The organism is Rothia sp. HMSC066G02, assembly GCF_001813145.1.
GTDB lineage: Bacteria > Actinomycetota > Actinomycetes > Actinomycetales > Micrococcaceae > Rothia.
The window spans coordinates 302,508-321,914 of the sequence record NZ_KV811597.1 but is presented as its reverse complement, the minus strand read 5'-3'; the positions used below and the strand labels follow the sequence as shown (position 1 = coordinate 321,914).

The window sequence follows — 19,407 nt, the reverse complement described above, 5'->3', positions numbered from 1 at the left end:
GGGGGGGGGGGCGCCGCCTGCAGGGCGGGCCTTGGGTGGGGGCGGGGTCGTCGGCGAGTCCCGCAGAAGGGTGTGCGAAAAATCGCACCCTCCCAGTCTAAAAATTAAGGGTTAGATTAATCAATAGTTAGGTAAGGCTTAACTTATTAAGTTAAATATTTCGGGGGTGCCCCGGCGTATCGGTACCGGAGGGCATGGCGAATGAATGAGATGCAATGATTTCCAAACCCGTGCATACCACTTTCGCACTCCTCAACTCACGCAAATATGACGTAATATGACGAGCCGTTACCTCCCGCGTTCACAATGCTCAACTCCCAGCGAACCACCCCCACCACGCTGGCATAATGGGGACAGCAAACCGACGCGCCCACACACGGCGCACCCAACAGGAGAGAGAACCCATGAGCGAGAACACCACCCGCAGCGTACGCGTACGCGCCAGCGAACTCGAAGGTCGAGCCTGGCTCAACACCGGCGATAAGAACCTGACCCTGCAGGACCTGCGCGGCAAAATCGTTATTCTCGACTTCTGGACCCTCTGCTGCATCAACTGCCTGCACGTCCTCGACGAACTACGCCCCCTCGAAGAAGAATTCTCCGACGTACTCGTCACCGTCGGCGTACACAGCCCCAAATTCGAACACGAAGCAGACCCCGTAGCGCTCGCCGCAGCCGTCGACCGCTACCACATCACCCACCCCGTACTCGACGACCCCGAACTGACCACCTGGCAGGCATACACCGCCCGCGCATGGCCCACCCTCGTCGTCGTCGACCCCGAAGGCTACATCGTCGCCCACCTCTCCGGCGAAGGCCACGTACAGGGCCTCACCTCCCTCGTACGCGAACTCGTCGCCGAGCACGAGGCGAAGGGCACCCTGCACCGCGGCGACGGCCCCTACGTACCCCGCCCCAAGGCAGCAGGCACCTACGCCTTCCCCGGCAAAGCCATCGAACTGCCCGCCGAATTCGGCCCCGCAAACCTCTTCGGCAACCGCGAGCGCACCTACCTCGTTGCCGACAGCGCGCGCCACCGCATCCTGCAGGTAGCCGCTGACCTCAACACCGTCATCAACACCTACGGCGGCGGCAACGACCCCATCAACCACCCCGTCAAGGGCCACGTCGACGGTACCGGCACCGAAGCACGCTTCAACGAACCCGCCGGCCTCGCCCTCGTACCCGAAAACCTGCGCGAACAGCTCGGCTACGACGTGCTCGTCGCCGACACCGTCAACCACCGCCTGCGCTCCCTCAACCTGCGCACCGGCGAAGTACGCACCCTCGCAGGCAACGGCGTGCAGCGCGTCATCGACGGCGACAACGCCGTCACCGGCGACCCCAACCACATCCCCGCAGGCGTACCCGCCACCGAAATTGCGCTCTCCTCGCCCTGGGATGCGGTCTACTCCCGCGAAGCCGGCCAGTTCATCATCGCCATGGCGGGCACCCACCAGCTCTTCGGCTACGAACCCGTCACCGGCACCGTCAGCATCTTCGCAGGCTCCGGCGTCGAAGGCCTCGCCGACGGCCCCGCCGCCGACGCCTGGTTCGCACAGCCCTCCGGCATCATCGAAGCCCGCGACGGCAGCCTCTGGGTCGCATGCTCCGAAACCAGCGGCCTGCGCCACGTCACCTTCACCGAAGACGGCGTACAGGTCACCTCTGCCGTCGGCAAGGGCCTGTTCGACTTCGGCTTCGTCGACGGCGACTCCGACACCGCCCGCATGCAGCACCCCCTCGGCCTGACCGAACTGCCCGACGGCTCCATCGCCGTCGCCGACACCTACAACGGCGCCATCCGCCGCTGGGACCCCGCAACCGGCACCCTCGGCACCCTCGAACGCGGCCTCGACGAACCCTCCGACCTGCTCGTCGAAGAAGTACCCGGCGAAGAACCGCGCCTCATCATCGTCGAAACCAACGCCCACCAGCTCGTACGCGCCTCCATCCCCGCGAAGGCACAGCACGTCGACGAAGGCGCCATCACCACCGCACGCCCCTCCACCAAGCTCACCGGCGGCACCCTCGAATTCACCTCACGATTCACCGTGCCCACCGGCCAGAAGCTCGACACCCGCTGGGGCGACCCCACCCAGCTGAAGATCTCATCCACTCCCGAGAACTTCATCCTGGAAGGCGCCGGCACCTCCACCGGACTGACCCGCACCCTCGTACTCAACCCCGAAATCACGGAGGCAGTCCTGCACATCACCGCCCGCGCCGCCGCCTGCGACGGCACCCCCGACGGTGACATCCCCGAGCACGCAGCATGCCACCTCTACCAGCAGGACTGGGGTATTCCCGTCGTCGTGACCGGTGACGAGGCAGACGAAAGCGAACTCGTCCTGGACCTGCGCGGTATCAACTAGGGATCTATAAAAGAATCAAGGGTCAGTATTATCCTCGCTCCTACAGGGGCACCCGTCCTCGCTTCGCTTCGGACACCCTGATGTCGCTACGGATAATACTGACCCTTTTCTGTCGTACCGCTCTGATACAGCTGCAGATAGTACCGGTTCCCTTTGACCTTTTAGGATTGTGGGACGCGAAAGGGCCGGGTCATCCTCGCTCCTACAGGGGCACCCGTCCTCGCTTCGCTCGGACACCCTGATGTCGCTACGGATAACACCGGCCCTTTCTCAACCCATATAAGCCACGAGCCAGTATGCTCTTCGCTCCTACAGGGAACCCGCCCTCGCTTCGCTCGGGCACCCTGATGTCGCATTCAGAGCATACTGGCTCTCGCTGTTCGTCCTTAGAAGGAGACTCGGACCGCCTTCGCATCCGCCTCCACCGACGCCTTCAACGTAAACGGAATCTCCTTCTGCACCTGCGAACGCGCACCCGTAAACAAATCCAACTGAGTAAACGACACCTTCGCCGTACCCGACATCGGCTTCAACGACCACACACCCGCCGAACTCACACTCACCTGCGGATCCGCGACCTTCTCAACCGACCACTTCACCTCAGAATCCACACGGCCCGTAAACGCATACTCAAAAGGGCACCCACCAGGATAAAGAGTGCTCTGCTGCGTACACTTCTTCAAATGGTCCTGCACCTGCTCCTTCACCGACGACAACGCATTATCACTCGGCTTCAACTCCATACGCACCGCATGATTCGCATCCTGCGCAGTCACCACCTCATTCACCTTCTGCGTCGTATACACCGTCGAATCATACGACACCGCATACACACCCGGATAAAACACCGGGAACGACGCCGCACCCTCATCCACCGCAACCTTACGGTTATTAATCGTCGCAGCCTCCACACCCTGAATATTCACCTTCACCGACGGCAAAGACGCCTCATCAATAGCCCACTTATCAAAAAAGCCCCAATGAGTACCCGCACGATGCAAACGAAAATCCGTATGCTGCTGCGAACCCCCCAAAGAATACGAAGCACGCACCGTCGCATGCTCACCATCGGCGCTAGTCTCCACCACCTCATACGACACCTCACCCAACGAAGACACCGAACGCCTCAAAGCATCCCCATCCAGCAGCGACGCGTCACCCTCAGGGATCTGCGCACCCAACAGGCCACGCGCATACGAACCATTACCCGTACGCAACGCATGAAAATACTCCCGCACCTGACCCGTCGGACCATACACCAGCTTATTCGTCATAACCAGCGCCGCAGCAGCCACAGAAACGGCCACCACAACACCGACCATCCACATTGCCAGGACCCGCTCCACGGGAGAAAAATTACGCATAGAACCAGAGTAACGCAGGTAGTCCGCTAGGTTTCACGCACCGCACACACTAAAGTTGTGTATATGGCAGAACGCGCTCACGAAGTCCCCGCCAAATACGGCGAAGTCACAGAACTATTCCACCCCCGCATGCGCTCCTACGGCAGGCGCATCGAAGCGGCACTCCCCGGCACCATCGTGCTACTCGCCGCGCTCGCCTTCATCTTCTACAAGCGACCCGCCCTGCCGTACACCATCCTCGTACTGCTCATCGGCACCATCGCAGGCGTAAACCTCTACTCAGTCCTCAAACCCACCATCATCGTCATCACCAAAACCCACGTGCTCCGCGCACGCACCTTCGGCTGGTTCGCCGTACCGCTGGAAAACATCGACCACACCATCTTCGTCGAAAAGCTCTACCCCAAAAAAGCCTACGGCCAGAAACTCAAAACCGTCGCTGGCCGCCTACGCTACCGCAGCTTCCCCGCCATGTGGGCCGTCGACAAAGACGGCAAACAGCTCATGCGCGTCGACGGCCGCGTCTGGGACGGCAAAACCATGCGAGAAGTCTCCTCCAAACTCTCCGCCCAAACCACCATCTACAAGCAGATCAACGTGGTCAACATGGACAAAGAACACAAGGGGCTCATCACCTTCAACGAGCTGCACCCCGGCTGGCGCTCCAGCCTCATGACCGCACTCGCCGTCATCATCGTGGCGATCCTCTTCGCCGCATCCTTCATGCCCGAAGAACTCGCCCGCAACATCTACATGATCCACTAGAACAACCATTCTTTAAAGTTCTTATGGACGCGCTTCTTCCGGACACACAAATGGCCCGGCACCCACCCCACACAGGGGAGGCGCCGGGCCATTTGTATGCCTAGCTAAATGCGCTTAGCGCGCTCGTTTCAGATGCGAGCCTAGCTCGCCGGGCGCGACAGAACCGCCACCAAAAATTCCGAAGAGCCCTCCACAAACGGGTGCATCTGCCATGAAGAGTAGGTGTTATCCACGTTCAGGCCAACCTCGCGGGCATCAGCGAGGAACTGCTCAAACGCATAATCACGGCCCGGACCCGAACCATAACCAACCACCGCACGGCCACCCGGCGCCAACACGCGACGGAAATTCTCCACCACCGGCTTACGAGTCGAACGAGCCAAGAAACCCATCACATTACCCGCACACACCAGCAGCTCAAAACCATTCTCCGCCGTAGCGTCACCCTCAATGCCCAGCACCTCCGGCAAATCCACCAAATCAGCAGTAATCCACGTAGCCTCCGGGCAGACGCGGCGCGCCTCCTCAATCAGCTCAGGATCAATATCAACACCCGTCACACGGTGACCCAACGCGTGCAGCTGCTTACCCACACGACCGGGACCAGAACCAGCATCAAGAATCTTCGCACCACGAGAAGCCATAGCATCCAACAGACGAGACTCACCCGCCATGTCATTACCCTCAGCCTCCATCGCCTTGAAACGGTCAATGTACCACTGTGAGTGATTCGGGTTGCTTTCCTTACGGATCAGCCACAGGGACTTCTCACGCTCACCCGGAGCGTTGAAACTCATCATTGCCATAAAAACTCCTTTGATAGGGTTGAGGACGCGCCAGCCGCCACCAGGCAAGGTGACTGCGGCATATAAGCGGTGTGTGCACTACGTTCTAGCATAGCCCCACCCGGCACCTGCCGGTAAGGGCAGTAAGAGCCGGACGGGGCTATCGGAAGCGCTACAGAGGCGCTACGGGGGCTGGACGATAGGAGCGTGTTTAGAGGTGGTCGCCCTCAACATTCGACGGACCCGCTGCAAACGCCTTACGCATCTGCTCCTGGCGCTCCTCCTCAGCCAGACGAGCAGCCTCAGCGAACTGCTCCTCAATATCGGCAAGCAGTGCCTCAACCTGCTCCTTACCAGCCACCGGGCCGCCAGCAATCAGACCATCAGCACCCAAAACCACAGCCAATGGCACACCATTACCAAAATTCGCGCGCGAACCCGCCTCACGGTCAATCAACGGAGTCAAACCCTCCGGCAACGTACCCGCATTACGCGAGGTCTGCAACGACTCCAGGCTCGAATACACCGGATGCAACGCCACCTGCGGCAGACGCTCCTGCCACGAAGACATCGTCTTCAAAAACTTCACACAACCAGCGCAGGTCGCCGACACAAACACCAGCACACGCGCCTGATTCTTAGCCAACGCACGCAAATTCGTGTGACGACCATTCTCCAGGTACAGCGCCGCATGCGGAATCGGCATACGAACATACTGCTCCTCGCCGTTCTCGTCATACACCGGCTCCGGCAAAATCACCTCAGCCTGAGGCTCCGGCTGCGCAAGAGCATCACCGCGGCGAACAGCCTCCAACGTCACAGCAATCAGCGCCGCACCAAAAACCCAAGTCCAGCCGCTATTACCCAGACCCAGCAGAGTCGACACAACACCCGTGCCACCCTTCAACGCACTCGCATGCGCACCAGCCGCCGCCAACAGCAACGCAACATTACGGACCAGCGTATAACGGCTCACCGGCGCATTCGACTCAGAACCAAAACAATTACAACCCGCAGTACGACCCGTCGCCAGAGCGCGCGCAATCACCACTGTATAGAACAGCATCAGAATCAACGCCAAACCCGAAGCAATCACCGCAGGCAAACGCACCGGCGACAGCAGCAGGACGGCGGCCAGGGCAATCTCGAACCACGGCAAAATCAGCGACACCGCACGGGTCGGCGCGATCTTCTCCAAACCAAGATTCTGAATACCGGTCACGGTACTCTGCGGGTCCTTCGCCTTAGCAATACCGCTAATCAACAAAGTCAACGCAACAAGTGCCGTACACAAAACAAGCGGCACAGTAGAGACGGTGAGCATAAAACTCCTAGAGTGAGTGTGCGAAAACAGGAGGCGGCAGCGGCAGTTTTTAGGCAGAACAAACCGCGCGACGTGCCGCCGTGTTATACACGATTTTACGCCCTGCACATGGGGAAACCATCTCTACAGTGCCGTGAGGCTCACACCGTACTCGCCCGCCAGCTCCGCGTACGCCTGTACAAAGCGCTGCGCTCGCGCACCCGAGGCGCAGAAAACGCCCACGCGCTGATCACGCACCGACTCAAACAGACTCAGCAGCTCCGCGGGCACGTCGGCTGCCGGCAACAACGAACCCTCCGCATCGCTCAGCTGCGACAGCGGCAAATGCAACGAACCCTCATGCTTCACCGACTCCTCACGCTCAGGCGCCTCACGCACATCCAACAGCACCTGCGGAACCTCATGCGCCGACAAATCCACCGGCACCACACGCGCCGGATCCGGCACCGCCCCAAACGACGTACACGTACCCGATAGGGCATCATAGGTCAGCAGAGTGCCCGCCGCCGTCGGCAAGCCGCTCACATACTTGAGCACCTCCGTCGCCATCAGCGAACCAACCACCGCCGTCGTCGCACCCAACACCCCGGCAAGCGCGCACGACTCCACCGTCTGCGGAATCGTCGGAAAAATATCACGCAAATGCGCGCCATCCGGCTCAAAAAGACTCACCGACCCGCCAAAACGCAAAACCGTGCCCCACACCAGCGGCAAACCCGCAACCTGCGCAGCATCCGCAATCAGATACTTCGACGCAAACGTATCTGTACAATCCACCACACAATCCGGTGCCGACGCGGCGAAAAGATCCAAAATCCAGGACGCATCCACATGCCGGATTGTCGTCTCAACCGTCAACGACGGGCACAACTCCAGAGCACGGCGCGCCGCAACCTCCGCCTTCGGCTCACCCACATCAGACACACCAAAAAGCGGCTGACGCTGAATATTCGACAGCTCCACCGAATCAGAATCCACAATATGCAGATACCCCACACCAGCCGCCGCCAACGCCTGCACCACCGGACAACCCAAACCACCAGCGCCAATCACCAACACGCGGGCAGCCGCCACCGCATCCTGATCAAAGCCCGGCAGGCGACGCTGACGGTCCGTGCGCTCGCGATCCAGACGCGCATGCTCCGGATTCACCGGGGTAGGGGCAAGGTTTACATCCACGAGACAAAACCCTCCGACGGCGACGACGCCTTCGCGTGCTCACGCACCGGAATACGGCCGGCCTCACGCGCCAACGCGCCCGCCTGCACCGCAAACTTCATCGCCTGAGCCATCGCAACCGGATCCTCAGCACGATTCACCGCCGACGCCAACAACACCGCATCACAGCCCAGCTCCATCGCCAGGGCGGCGTCCGAAGCGGTACCCACGCCGGCATCCAGAACCACCGGAACCTGCGCGCGGGACGCAATCAGCTCAATATTGTGCGGGTTCAAAATGCCCAGACCGGTACCAATCGGCGCACCCAACGGCATGACCGCGGCAACGCCCGCATCCTCCAGGCGGGCGGCAGCCACCGGGTCGTCAGAGGTGTACGCGAGCACCGTGAAATCCTCAGCCACCAGCTGCTCGCAAGCGGTCAGCAGCTCCACGGTATCCGGCAGCAGGGTGTCTTCGTCGTGGATGATCTCAACCTTCACCCAGGAGGTGCCCAGCGCCTCGCGGGCAAGCATCGCGGTCATCACCGCATCAGCTGCGGTGCGGCACCCTGCGGTATTGGGCAGCGGCGCAATATTGAGCTTCTGCAGAAGCGGAAAAATGGGGGTGCCTGCGGCGTGACGGCGCATGGCAACGGTCGTCATTTCGGTGCCGGAGGCGATGAGCGCCTGCTCGAGCAGGTCCATGCTGGTTGCGCCTCCGGAACCCATGATGAGGCGGGATGTGAAGGTGCGGTCGCCGATGGTGAGCGGTGTGAGGCTCATGGTGTTCTCCTCTGTGGGAACGTCTAAATAACGGGGTCTGCTGGTTGGTGCGGGGCGCTACGGTGCGCCCGGTTTAGGGAACAAAAACCGAGAATATCTGTTCTTTTTTGCCGGTGGGTATCTCTCCGGTACAGGCTGAAAGATTAGCCGCCCTGAACGGCGGTGAGGGCATCCACCCTATCGCCCTCGTTCAGCGGGACATCCAGCCACGTGGAACGCGGCACAATACTGCGGTTAAGGGCTACTGCCACGCCCGCCCCGGTACCAAACTGGTCCATGACAAGGTCAAATACGGTGGGGGCGTTGGTGGTTAGCGGCTCGCCGTTGTAGGTGATGATCATGCGAAATCCTTTCGTGAAGGTGCCGGGTGCATCCGGCGGGGACTGTGTTTAGTGGGTGAATCGTGCCGGGTCGCATGCCTGCATGATGGGCGGAATCTCAGCCCCGCAGGCGACCTCTGCACCAACCTTGCCGGCGAGTGCGGCAAGCAGAATACCGTGGCGGAAATAGCCCGTGGACACGAGCTGGCGGGTGCCGTCAGCGCGAGTGCGGTGCCCGAAGATGGGCAGGTCGTCCGGGGTGCCGGGGCGGGCGCCGACGTTCGCCTCCAGAAGCTCGCACTCTTCAACGGCGGGCACGAGCCGGATTGCGTCACGTAGCAGCTGGTGTGCGCCGTCAATGGCGGGCAGCGTGCGGTGGTCTTCGCGGCTGGTCGCGCCGATGCACAGCTCCCCGTCGGGGCGGGGGATGAGGTAGACGGGGCGGGAGTTCACATAGCCGCGCACCACATGCTTAAGGATGGGTCGCGGGGCGCGCAGACGCAGAATGTCCCCGTAGACGGGTCGTAGCGGGTAGTCCCCGTGCAGTGTTGCCCCTAGTCCAGTGCAGATAATGTCGCCCGCATCCGGGTCGGTGACCCGTTCGGTGCTGAAGGTGACGCCGCGGCGGGTGAGCGCGTCTTTGAGGGCTCGCCTCATGAGCCGCGGGTGCAGCTGATGGTCACTGGGGATGCTCACGGCACCGGCAATGCGCGGCGCCAGGAGCGGTTCGAGGGCGCGCGCCTGCGTGGGGGTGACGGGGTCTGCGGGGCGGTTCATGTCCCGGTAGTAGGCGCGGGTGCGCTGCAGGTGTTCGGCGTCGGCGCGGTCGGCTGCGATGATGAGCGTGCCGGTGGTGTCGTAGCCGGTGGGCAGGTCGGTGGCGCGGCTGAGCCTTTCCATGAGGGAGGGGTAGGCGTCGGCGCTGGCGGTCATGAGCGGGAAGAGCGCATCCTGCTGGAATTGCACTTCTGCGATGGGTGCGAGCATACCGCCGGCGTAGTGGCTGGCGGCGGGGTAGAGCGCCGTGCCGTCGTCGGCGGTGCCGTAGCCGCTGGTTTCGGCGTCGATGAGGTGCACGCTTTCGCCGCGTTCGGTGAGTTCAAACGCGGTGGTGAGGCCGATGATTCCGCCGCCAATGATGGTGATGGTCATGGCTATGCCTGCAGTGCGGGGTTGTCGACGAAGGCGCGGACCATGGCGATTCCGGCAACTCCGGTGGTGCGGATGGCGGGGCAGTCTTCGGGGGTGATGTCGCCGATAGCTACGGTCGGTACGGCGGACAGTTCAGCAAGTTCGCGGAGCCCATCAATGCCGAGGGGCGGGCGGTTGGACTGCTTGGTGGGGCTGGGGCGGAACGGCCCGGTGCCGATGTAGTCGATAAGGTGCGCGATTTTGTTGGATTCTTCGACGAGCTGCCGGGTGCCGGTGGTCAGACCGATGATCGCGTCGGCGCCGAGGAGGGCGCGGGCGTCGGCTACGGGCAGGTCGTCTTGACCGATGTGCACGCCGTCAACGCGCACGCCGCGGGCACGCAACGCGAGGGCGACATCGACACGGTCGTCGATGAGGAGGGTCTGGTGCGGCTGGATGATGCCGGCGATAGCTTCGGTGAGCTGGTATAGCTCGCGCGCGCTGATGGGTTTGGACCTGACTTGGATGCAGGTGGCGTGTTTGGCTGCCCGGACGGTTTCGAGGGGGTGCTCGCCTGTGACGAGGTAGAGGTTCAGGTCGAGGGGGCGTGCTGGGGTGGTGTAGGGGTGTGTTTCGCGGTTCATGCGGGTCTACGATTCCTCGTCGAGTAGATGTTTTTTAGAAATTCTCTCATTGAATTTCTGTGGTTAGGTTAGCACAACTGTGTGGTGAGTTGAACATCCTTCAAGCGTTGTGAGGTGTGTGCGCTTGGCCCGCTATACACTTCCTTCGCTCCTGCAGGGGCACCCGCCCTCGCAGAGCTCGGGCACCCTGATGTCGCTGCAGGAAGGTATAGCGGCACCGCGCTCGCGCAGTTGCGGCAAGCCCTTTCGCGCTGAGCCCGCTGGTAGGCACCCTGACCTCCTAAGCTGAGCCACCACCTCACCCAAATACCTATCCCGTTTCCCGGTGAGCTGTCTGCGGTACCTCACCCGAGTATTCCCCACCCCGCCTCCGCGCACACCCTTCCCAAGCCGAGCAGCCCGCGGCTCGCTCCCGACGCACCCCGCACCCACTACTCCACCTCCCGGAGAGGGGAGAGGATAGTAGGGGAGAGGTCGGTATGTTCCGTCGCGACATCAGGGTGTCCGAAGCGGAGCGAGGACGGGTTCCCTGCAGGAGCAAGGAACATACCGCCTCGACCCGTCCAACCCAAGCCGCATCCTAAACTCTCAGCCCAACCACCGCATCCAACCTAAAAAATAAAGCCCCGCGACGAAGTCCGGGGCTTGTGGAGCGGCTGACGGGAATCGAACCCGCGTATCAGGCTTGGGAAGCGTGCGCTCTACCATTGAGCTACAGCCGCATCCTTTTCAGTGTATCGCGCCTGCTTGTCGAGGGCGAAATGTGTTGCGGCTGTTTGTGTGCCGGGCGCAGGGGTTGAAATGTGATGTAGGCCTGTGTGCTGGGGCTGGTGGATGCCTGCACGTGGGTGGTGTTTGCCAGGTATCCTTTAAACGTGCTTATTTCAGATCGCGATATTCGTCAAGAGATTGCTGATGGGCGCATCGTTCTTGATCCGTTCGATGAGTCGATGATTCAGCCTGCAAGTGTGGACGTGAGGATTGATCGTTTCTTCCGTCTGTTCGATAACCATAAGTACCCGCATATTGATCCTGCTCAGCCGCAGGAGGATTTGACGCGCCTGGTTGAGGTGGCTCCTGATGAGCCGTTTATTCTGCATCCGGGTGAGTTTGTGTTGGGTTCTACGTATGAGAAGGTGACGTTGCCTGATGATGTGGCTGCCCGCCTGGAGGGTAAGTCGTCGCTGGGTCGTTTGGGTCTTCTGACTCACTCTACGGCTGGTTTTATTGATCCTGGTTTTTCGGGGCATGTGACGCTTGAGTTGTCGAATATGGCGACTTTGCCGATTATGTTGTGGCCGGGTTCTAAGGTTGGTCAGTTGTGTTTCTTCCGTTTGAGTAGCCCGACTGAGCATCCGTATGGTTCTGGTGCGTATGGTAACCGTTACCAGGGTCAGCGTGGCCCGACTGCTTCGCGTAGTTATTTGAATTTTCATCAGACGATGATTCCTGCGGATGGTTCTGTGGAGTCTTAGTCTTTCCCGCTTTGGGGTGCGGGCGTGCAGGCTGTGTGTTTGTGCGCCCGCGTTGGGCGGTTTTTCGCCTGTTGTGCTCGTGCGTTCACTCGCGTGCGGGTTTTTATCTCTCACTCTCTAAGGATTTTTGATGAATCTGAAGCCTGTTGTTCTGCGTGTTGCTGGCGCGGAAGTTTCTTTGTATCTGATTGATATGTCGGACTCTTTTGTGGAGCGTTTTAAGAAGGCGTGGGAGCCTCTTGCTCCGGAGTTTTTTGATACTCCTGATGAGGCGTATGCTTCGTTGTCTCGTTTTGATCAGGTGATGTTGGTTCATGCGCCGACTGATGAGTCGGTGATGGATTTGGCGAATCCGTTGATGGGTTCGTTTGATAAGGTTTCGACGCTGCGTGTGGCTGATGATGATTCGGGTATGCAGGATCTGACGAGCCGTATTACGTTGGCGATGATTGAGCAGCTGGTTGGTCGCGGTGTGATGCTGCATGCGGCTGTTATTGGTGACCCTGAGTCGAAGCGCGCTGTGGCGCTGGTGGGTGTTTCTGGTAGCGGTAAGACGACTGCGTCGCGTTTCTTGGGTTCGAAGTTTGCGTACCTGACTGATGAGACTGCGATTATTTCGGATGAGGGTGTTGTGTCGCCGTATCCGAAGCCGCTGTCTGTGATTGTTGACCCGAATGCGCCGAAGGATCAGCAGAACCCGGTGGATCTGGGTTTGAACGTGGTTGATCGTGATGACCTCAGCTATGAGCTGTCGCGTATTGTGTTCATTTCTCGTGATGAGTCGGCTTCTGAGCCGTATTTTGAGCGTGTTCCACTGCATGAGGCTCTGGTGTTCTTGAGTGAGCAGAGCTCGGGTCTGGCGCGTCACCCTGAGGGTGTTGTGTCGCTGGCTAAGCTGGTGGAGCGTTGCGGCGGCGTGTGGCGCCTGGTGTACTCGGAGGTTGAGGATACTTTGCCGCTGGTTCAGGATCTGCTGAATGGCGGTGAGCTGCCGAATGCTGATGAGGTTGAGAGCCTGGAGAAGTACACGGTTGAGGATCACCTGCCGGGTGTGTTCTTGAACGGTACGATTGCGGTTTCTCGTATGCCGGGTACTTCGGGTGTGCGTGTGGGTGAGGACGGCCCGTTCTTGCTGCTGTGTGACACTGAGCTGAATGAGCTGTCTGATTTTGCGGCTGAGTGCTGGCTGCAGGCTGAGGGCGACATTTCGTACGATGACCTGTTTGCGCGTCTGGCTGAGATCTTTGAGGGTCTGCCTGCGGAGGCGTATGACGAGAACCTGAGCGCTCTGGCGGCTGGTTCGATGCTGTGGGTTCGTGTGATTGATGATCCGCTGATTGATGACGCGACCTGGGCTCAGCTGACCAGCGATGAGGTTCTTGATGAGGAGGAGCAGCAGATTGCGCTGGATTCCTCTGAAGATGCTGTCTCTGATGATGAGGATGACGTGGTGGAGGACTAAGCCACCGCGGCTCTCTGACACGGCTCTCTGGCGCGGCTTACTGAGCTCCGCTTGGTAGGCGCTACTTAAGCACAAGGGAGGGGCGGGTAGAAGATCATTCTTCTACCCGCCCCTCCCTGTGTGTATGCGGGGTTGCGTTTGCGGGCTTGTATTTGCGGGGTTTGCAGGACGCTTAGCCCCGCGACGCCTTACCAAGCAGCGTTACCGAGCAGCCTTACTGGGCTGCCTTGTCGCGGCGCTTCTGTTCACGCTTCTGCTCGCGGCGAGCCGCACGCACACGCAACGCGCCGGGCGCCTTCACCGGCAGCAGCAGGAGCAGACCCGCCACCACAACGATCAGAATACCGAGCACACCCCAAATCTGTGCGCCCATGATGCTCACGCACAGACCGAACAGCATCGGCGCCAGGAAGCTGGTGGCACGACCGGTGGTCGAGTACAGGCCGAACAGCTCACCCTCAGTACCGGGATCCGCCAGGCGAGCCAGGAAGGTGCGGGACGCCGACTGCGCCGGACCCACGAACAGGCACAGCAGCAGGGCGCATACCCAGAACACGCCCGGTTCGGGGAAGAACAGCAACGGGGTAGCCGCCAAGATAATGCCGACCAGCGAGATAACAATGATCGCCTTCGGGCCCAGGTAGTCATCCAGGTAGCCGCCCAGGATTGCGCCAGCCGCCGCGACAGCGCTACCGGCAATACCGAACAGGATTACCTCGGAAGTACTGAAACCGAACGTGCCCGCCGCGAGAATACCGCCGAACGTAAAAATACCGGACAGACCATCACGGAACACCGCCGAAGCAATCAGGAACCACAGGGTCTGCGGGGACGTCATCTTCAGCCGCTTAATGGTGCGCCACAGCGCCTTGTAGGAGGCGAGCAGACCGCCCTGACGAGCCGGGGAGAGACGCTCCATACCGAGCTCCAGGAAACGTAGCTCGCGGGTGGGTAGCACCTCCGGCAGGAAGCGCTCGCGGGTGCGCATACGCACCAGCAGGGGCACACAGAAGATGAGGCACCATGCGGCGGCGAACAGTGCAACCGCACGGATATTCAGGGCGTTCTCGGTGGTCAGGCCGAGCACCTCGGGGGTAAGCACAAAACCCCACAGCACCACAGCCAGCGCCAGGATGCCGCCAATGTAGCCGGCAGCCCATCCAGCGCCCGAAATCTTACCGATATTGTCCGGGTTAGAGATGCGCGGCAGCACGGCGTTATAGTTCACGTACGCGAACTCGCTGAACACGCTCGCTGCAGAAATCAGGGCGACACCCAGCCACAGGTACTGCGGGGTGGGAGCCACGAAGAAGCACGCCGCCATCGAAGCGACCAGCAGTAGCGTGTTCACGCCGAGCCAGAAGATGCCGCGGCCAGACTTGTCGTTACGCTGACCGGTCACCGGCGCCAGAATCGCAATGAGGAACCCTGCAATGGTCAGACCCAGAGACAGCGCCGAGGAGGTCTCTTCGGGAGTGCCGAAATAGCTACTGGTCAGGTACACGGTGAAGATGAAGGTCATCATAATCGAGTCGAAGCTCGACGAACCAACATCCCACATGACCCAGGACGCGACCGAACGGCGGCTGTTCGCGTGGTCAACGACCCTACGCGGAGCCTTCGTCTTACGGCGGGGAGAAGAAATAGTCATAGTTGTGCTTTCGGATGCCGAGGTGGCGCTTCAGCGTAGCGGCGGCGTGAAACCGGCTGAAGTGGGGCGGGCGTGCTGAAGATGGAACACCAGGCGGTACGTACCGAGTGGAGATACGTACCGCCTAGTTCATGAACTTTCGCGCGGAAGGCGCAAAGTCTTAGTTGAAGAAACGACGCTGCAGGCGAGCAATACCGAAGCTCACCACAGCACCCACGACGGAGGTCAGAACGGTCCAGAGGATGACCTGACGCAGGGTGTCTTCAGAGTCGTGGGAAATGGCGGGAGGCTGGTTGCCGGTAGCCTTGGTCCAGGCTGCGCCCAGACCCTTACCAACCAGGGCAGTAGCGCCCATGTTGATACCCGCAATGGCAAGCTTAGCGACGGGGTTCATGTGTATCTCCTTAGCTGTATACGATGCGGCGTCCTGCCCGTGAACCCCTTCGGGGTTGGGTGAGAAAAGAGCGCCACTCCCTAGCGTATAGGGTTTAAGGCGTTCGTGCCGCCTTGGAGCCGCTCCGTCCCAAAATTGTACACCGTGCAATTCTGTAATGTGGGCAGAAGAAGAAAACAAAAAGCGGCAAATTGGCACGAACAGCCAGACACGCCTACAATCGAACCTGGGCTTCCACCTGCACCACAACGGTACGGACAAGGAAGCCCACAACGACAGGGGAGCGCCACCGAGGCGCTGAGAGTGCTAAGCAGACCCTCGAACCTGATCCGGTTAGTACCGGCGTAGGGAGTCGAATTTCTTCTCAATGCCCTCGTCCAATCAGAGGGCGAGGACATTCCCCTTCCAACGACGGAAGGATCACCAATGTCACAGAACGCAACCCCCGCCTCCCAGGCATCTAGCCAAGCATCTAGCCAGGCAGAATCGAAGAAGCCGAACCTGCGCTGGCGAGTCAACGAAATCGTTATCGCCGCAGTTATCGCAGTAGCCTGCGCCGTCATCTTCTGGATCTGGGACATCGCAGTCGGCCCCGCCGCCAAAACCGCACTCGTAGCAGCACCCGAATTCCGCCCCATCGTCGCCGGCGCATGGCTGCTCGGCGGCACCCTCGGCGGCCTGCTCATCCGCAAGCCCGGTGCGGCACTCTTCGGCGAAATCGTCGCAGCATTCATCTCCGTGCTCTTCACCGGCGGTGCGTGGAGCGGCGAAATCCTGATCGCAGGCTTCTTCCAGGGCGTCGGCGCTGAAATCGCCTTTGCAATCTTCCGCTACCGCCGCTGGGACGCATTCGTAGCGGTCTTCGCCGGTGCACTCAGCGGCCTGTTCATGGGCGTTAACGAAATCTTCATCTACTACCCCGACATGGAACCGGTCAAGGCCATCATCTACGTAGCGTGCGCCGTCATCTCCGGCGCAGTCATCGCAGGCTTCCTCGCATGGATTCTCGTGCAGAACCTCGCCAAGACCGGTGTGCTCTCCTCGCTGGCATCCGGCAAGACCCGCCGCTAACCACCAGCAACTAGTCACTCACAACGAGTCACCACTCGGCACACTACAGCAGCCACACAAAGGCTAAGGAACCATCATGGAAGCAACACCGCGCGGGGCGCGCATCGAGCTCAACAACTTCAGCTGGCACCACCCCGGACGCCCAGAACCCGTCATCAGCGGACTCAACCTCACCATCAACCCCGGTGAAAAAGTCCTGCTACTGGGCACCTCCGGCGCAGGCAAATCGACGCTCCTGCACGCCATCGCCGGTGTGCTCCATGATGACGACGGCGAATCCGCCGGCGGCACCATCACCATCAACGGGCAAGCACCCGCCGAAGCACGCGGCACCGCAGGCATGATGCAGCAGGACCCCGAATCCTCCATCGTCATGGCAACCGTCGGCAACGACGTAGCGTTCGGCCCCGAAAACCTGCGCGTACCCCGCGAAGAAATCTGGGACCGCGTCGCCGAAGCCCTCACCGCAGTAGGGCTCAACCACCTGCCCCTCGACCACCCCAGCAGCGCACTGTCCGGCGGACAGAAACAGCGCCTCGGCCTGGCGGGCATCCTCTCGATGCACCCCGGCGCCATGATCCTCGACGAACCCACCGCCAACCTCGACCCCTCCGGCGTGCAGGAAGTACGCGACAGCATCCTCACCGCTGCCGAGGCGACCGGCGCGACCCTGCTCGTTGTGGAACACCGCGTGAGCATCTGGGCGCCGCACATGGACCGCATTATCGTGCTCGGCGAAGGCGGCACCATCACCCACGACGGCGCACCCGACACCGTACTCACCGAAGCCCGCCAAGAACTCATCGACGCGGGCGTGTGGGTACCCAACTACGTGCCGCGTGCGCCGCAGAGCGACAGCGATAACCAGGGCGGCGAGCACGGCGAGGCGCTACTTCGCGCCGAAAACCTCAGCATCACCCGCGCACAACCCACCCCCAAACAACGACGCGCCCGCCGCCGCACCATCAAACGCCTCGGCGACACCCCCGCACCCGCACCCATCGACCTGCCCGTACTGCGCGGCGGCATCAACCTCACCCTGCGCGCCGGCGAACACCTCAGCGTGCTCGGCCCCAACGGCGCCGGCAAATCAACCCTCGCGCTCACCCTCGCAGGGCTCCTCACCGCACCCGACGGCACCCTCGCCGCCACCGACACGCTCCGTAATTACGACGGTAACCACGGCGGCGAGCACGGTGGCGAGCCCGCCCACTGGGATGTGCCCACCTGGACCCCCGCCCAAATGCTCAGCCGCATCGGCTACGTCTTCCAAGAACCCGAATACCAATTCATCCGCGGCACCGTACGCGAAGAACTCGAACTCGGCCCCCGCCGACTCGCCGCGCTCAACCGCGTTCCCCTCGACGAAGACGAGCTCGCCGCCCGCACCAACGAACTCGCGGCCCACCTACGCCTCACCCACCTACTCGACGCCAACCCCTTCACCCTCTCCGGCGGCGAAAAACGACGACTCTCCGTAGCCTCCGCACTCGCCACCGCACCCAAAATCCTCATCCTCGACGAACCCACCTTCGGCCAAGACGCACGAACCTGGGCAGAACTCGTCGACCTCATCCGCGAACTACTCGCAGACGGCACCGCCGTCATCTCCATCACCCACGACGAAGACTACACCGCCGCACTCGGCGGCAACCACATCACCTTCGAAGCCCTAGACACCTCCGAAGCCACCGCAACCCCCGGAAAGGAGAACGCATGAACACCGACTTCTTCGGCACCATCGACCGAACCAGCTACTTCAGCAACCTCAACGCCGGCGTAAAACTCATCGTCTCCTTCACCCTCATCATCGCCGCACTCATCGTGCGCGATCCCCTCACCTCCGGAATCCTCTTCGCCCTCGAACTGCTCGGATTCATCCTCGTCGGATTCCGACCCGTCAACGTCCTCGCCCGCTTCTGGCCCATCCTCATCGCCGTCATCACCACCGGCTGGTCCGTCGCCATGCTCAGCGCCAAAAGCGGCACCACCATCCTCGACCTCGGCTTCAACAGCATCACCACCGACTCCGCCGCCGTCGGCGCAGCCATGATGATTCGCTCCCTCGCCATGGTCCTACCCACCCTCGCATTCGTACTCACCACCGACCCGACCGACCTCGGCGACTCCCTCGCACAAACCTTCAAACTGCCCTCCCGGTTCGTGCTCGCAACCGTCGCCGCGCTGCGCCTCGTCGGCATTCTCTTCGCCGAATGGAACGCCCTCGGCCAGGCACGACGCGCCCGCGGACTCGGTGCAGGCCAATCCCTCGCTGGACGCGCCCAAACCTTCGGCGGGCAAAGCTTCGCCCTGCTCGTGCAGGCTATCCGCCGCGGCTCCCGCCTCGCCATCACCATGGAGGCGCGCGGCTTCGGCGCGGGCGAACGCACCTGGGCTCGTGTGCCGTCCTATTCGCCGCGTGATGTGCATGTGAGCATTGCTGCCGCCGTCATTATCGCTGTTGCGTACGGTGCATCTATTGCGGCGGGTACGATTCAGTTCCTCTGGGCCTAGACCGTTCCGTTTCTGGTTTCGCTTTCGTGGTTCCGCTTGGGAAGCGGTATTCGCCCTCGTTCCTACAGGGAACCCGTCCTCGCTTCGCTTCGGGCACCCTGATGTCACTACGGGCGATACCGTCCTCCCGCGCTGGGATACGTAGGTGCTCCCACTCTTCCTTCGCTCCTACAGGGAACCCGCCCTCGCTTC

The 19,407-nt window shown here is 61.3% G+C and carries 17 protein-coding genes, 1 tRNA gene and 1 riboswitch; of the genes, 7 read left to right on the top strand and 11 right to left on the bottom strand.

Annotation, left to right across the window (positions count from 1 at the left end; all coding sequences use genetic code 11):
• Positions 1-404: 404 nt before the first annotated feature.
• Entirely contained in the window at positions 405-2,375 is a 1,971-nt protein-coding gene (locus HMPREF2894_RS08015; RefSeq protein WP_049350542.1) for an NHL domain-containing thioredoxin family protein, read from the top strand.
• A gap of 386 nt (positions 2,376-2,761) precedes the next feature.
• On the opposite strand, the gene HMPREF2894_RS08010 is transcribed toward HMPREF2894_RS08015, so the two are convergent.
• Positions 2,762-3,739: a hypothetical protein gene (locus HMPREF2894_RS08010; RefSeq protein ID WP_049350541.1), complete on the bottom strand. Its 978-nt coding sequence runs from the start codon at positions 3,737-3,739 to the stop codon at positions 2,762-2,764.
• A gap of 63 nt (positions 3,740-3,802) precedes the next feature.
• Here HMPREF2894_RS08010 and HMPREF2894_RS08005 point away from each other — a divergent pair, with 63 nt between their 5' ends.
• Positions 3,803-4,504 (top strand): hypothetical protein, encoded by a 702-nt coding sequence (locus HMPREF2894_RS08005; protein WP_049350540.1) that lies wholly within the window; start codon positions 3,803-3,805, stop codon positions 4,502-4,504.
• Positions 4,505-4,644: 140 nt separating this feature from the next.
• On the opposite strand, the gene HMPREF2894_RS08000 is transcribed toward HMPREF2894_RS08005, so the two are convergent.
• The 8 genes from HMPREF2894_RS08000 to HMPREF2894_RS07965 all read right to left on the bottom strand — a co-directional run bounded on the left by HMPREF2894_RS08000 (position 4,645) and on the right by HMPREF2894_RS07965 (position 11,370).
• Positions 4,645-5,310, bottom strand: coding sequence for a class I SAM-dependent methyltransferase (locus tag HMPREF2894_RS08000; protein ID WP_049350539.1), 666 nt, complete (start codon positions 5,308-5,310; stop codon positions 4,645-4,647).
• Positions 5,311-5,500: 190 nt separating this feature from the next.
• Entirely contained in the window at positions 5,501-6,613 is a 1,113-nt protein-coding gene (locus HMPREF2894_RS07995) for a MauE/DoxX family redox-associated membrane protein (RefSeq protein WP_049350538.1), read from the bottom strand.
• A 123-nt stretch (positions 6,614-6,736) separates the two neighbouring features.
• A complete protein-coding gene (locus HMPREF2894_RS07990; protein ID WP_049359590.1) occupies positions 6,737-7,792 on the bottom strand; it encodes a ThiF family adenylyltransferase in 1,056 nt (351 codons plus the stop codon).
• Positions 7,783-8,553, bottom strand: coding sequence for a thiazole synthase (locus HMPREF2894_RS07985; protein WP_049338534.1), 771 nt, complete (start codon positions 8,551-8,553; stop codon positions 7,783-7,785). The genes HMPREF2894_RS07990 and HMPREF2894_RS07985 overlap by 10 nt, the downstream gene beginning before the upstream one ends.
• A 143-nt stretch (positions 8,554-8,696) precedes the next feature.
• Positions 8,697-8,894 carry a sulfur carrier protein ThiS gene (thiS, locus tag HMPREF2894_RS07980; protein ID WP_070604208.1) on the bottom strand — a complete coding sequence of 66 codons (198 nt, stop codon included), beginning with the start codon at positions 8,892-8,894 and terminating at the stop codon, positions 8,697-8,699.
• A gap of 48 nt (positions 8,895-8,942) precedes the next feature.
• Entirely contained in the window at positions 8,943-10,025 is a 1,083-nt protein-coding gene (gene thiO, locus HMPREF2894_RS07975) for a glycine oxidase ThiO (RefSeq protein WP_070667044.1), read from the bottom strand.
• Positions 10,026-10,027: 2 nt separating this feature from the next.
• Entirely contained in the window at positions 10,028-10,648 is a 621-nt protein-coding gene (locus tag HMPREF2894_RS07970; protein ID WP_049352197.1) for a thiamine phosphate synthase, read from the bottom strand.
• 648 nt (positions 10,649-11,296) lie between these two features.
• Positions 11,297-11,370 (bottom strand) — tRNA-Gly (locus HMPREF2894_RS07965).
• A 153-nt stretch (positions 11,371-11,523) separates the two neighbouring features.
• On the opposite strand from HMPREF2894_RS07965, the gene dcd reads away from it, so the two are divergent.
• Complete coding sequence (dcd, locus tag HMPREF2894_RS07960) at positions 11,524-12,123, top strand: dCTP deaminase (protein WP_005509013.1); 600 nt, start codon at positions 11,524-11,526, stop codon at positions 12,121-12,123.
• Between the two features lie 130 nt (positions 12,124-12,253).
• Positions 12,254-13,585, top strand: coding sequence for a septin family protein (locus HMPREF2894_RS07955; RefSeq protein WP_070593959.1), 1,332 nt, complete (start codon positions 12,254-12,256; stop codon positions 13,583-13,585).
• A gap of 214 nt (positions 13,586-13,799) precedes the next feature.
• Here HMPREF2894_RS07955 and HMPREF2894_RS07950 read toward each other — a convergent pair whose 3' ends face one another.
• Both HMPREF2894_RS07950 and HMPREF2894_RS07945 read right to left on the bottom strand, forming a co-directional pair.
• Positions 13,800-15,236 (bottom strand): MFS transporter, encoded by a 1,437-nt coding sequence (locus HMPREF2894_RS07950; RefSeq protein WP_070678711.1) that lies wholly within the window; start codon positions 15,234-15,236, stop codon positions 13,800-13,802.
• 160 nt (positions 15,237-15,396) lie between these two features.
• Positions 15,397-15,630 carry a DUF4235 domain-containing protein gene (locus HMPREF2894_RS07945; protein ID WP_049347564.1) on the bottom strand — a complete coding sequence of 78 codons (234 nt, stop codon included), beginning with the start codon at positions 15,628-15,630 and terminating at the stop codon, positions 15,397-15,399.
• A gap of 267 nt (positions 15,631-15,897) precedes the next feature.
• Positions 15,898-15,998, top strand: a riboswitch (TPP riboswitch).
• A gap of 58 nt (positions 15,999-16,056) precedes the next feature.
• Between HMPREF2894_RS07945 and HMPREF2894_RS07940 the strand changes: the two genes are divergently transcribed.
• The 3 genes from HMPREF2894_RS07940 (at position 16,057) to HMPREF2894_RS07930 (ending at position 19,215) form a co-directional block, all read left to right on the top strand.
• On the top strand, positions 16,057-16,701 hold the full coding sequence (locus tag HMPREF2894_RS07940) for an ECF transporter S component (protein ID WP_070678708.1): 645 nt from the start codon (positions 16,057-16,059) through the stop codon (positions 16,699-16,701).
• A gap of 76 nt (positions 16,702-16,777) precedes the next feature.
• The gene (locus tag HMPREF2894_RS07935; protein WP_070678705.1) at positions 16,778-18,421 is read left to right on the top strand and encodes an ABC transporter ATP-binding protein; all 1,644 of its coding nucleotides are present in this window, start codon (positions 16,778-16,780) and stop codon (positions 18,419-18,421) included.
• Complete coding sequence (locus HMPREF2894_RS07930) at positions 18,418-19,215, top strand: energy-coupling factor transporter transmembrane component T family protein (protein WP_049338543.1); 798 nt, start codon at positions 18,418-18,420, stop codon at positions 19,213-19,215. Before HMPREF2894_RS07935 ends, HMPREF2894_RS07930 begins: the two co-directional genes overlap by 4 nt.
• Positions 19,216-19,407: the final 192 nt, after the last annotated feature.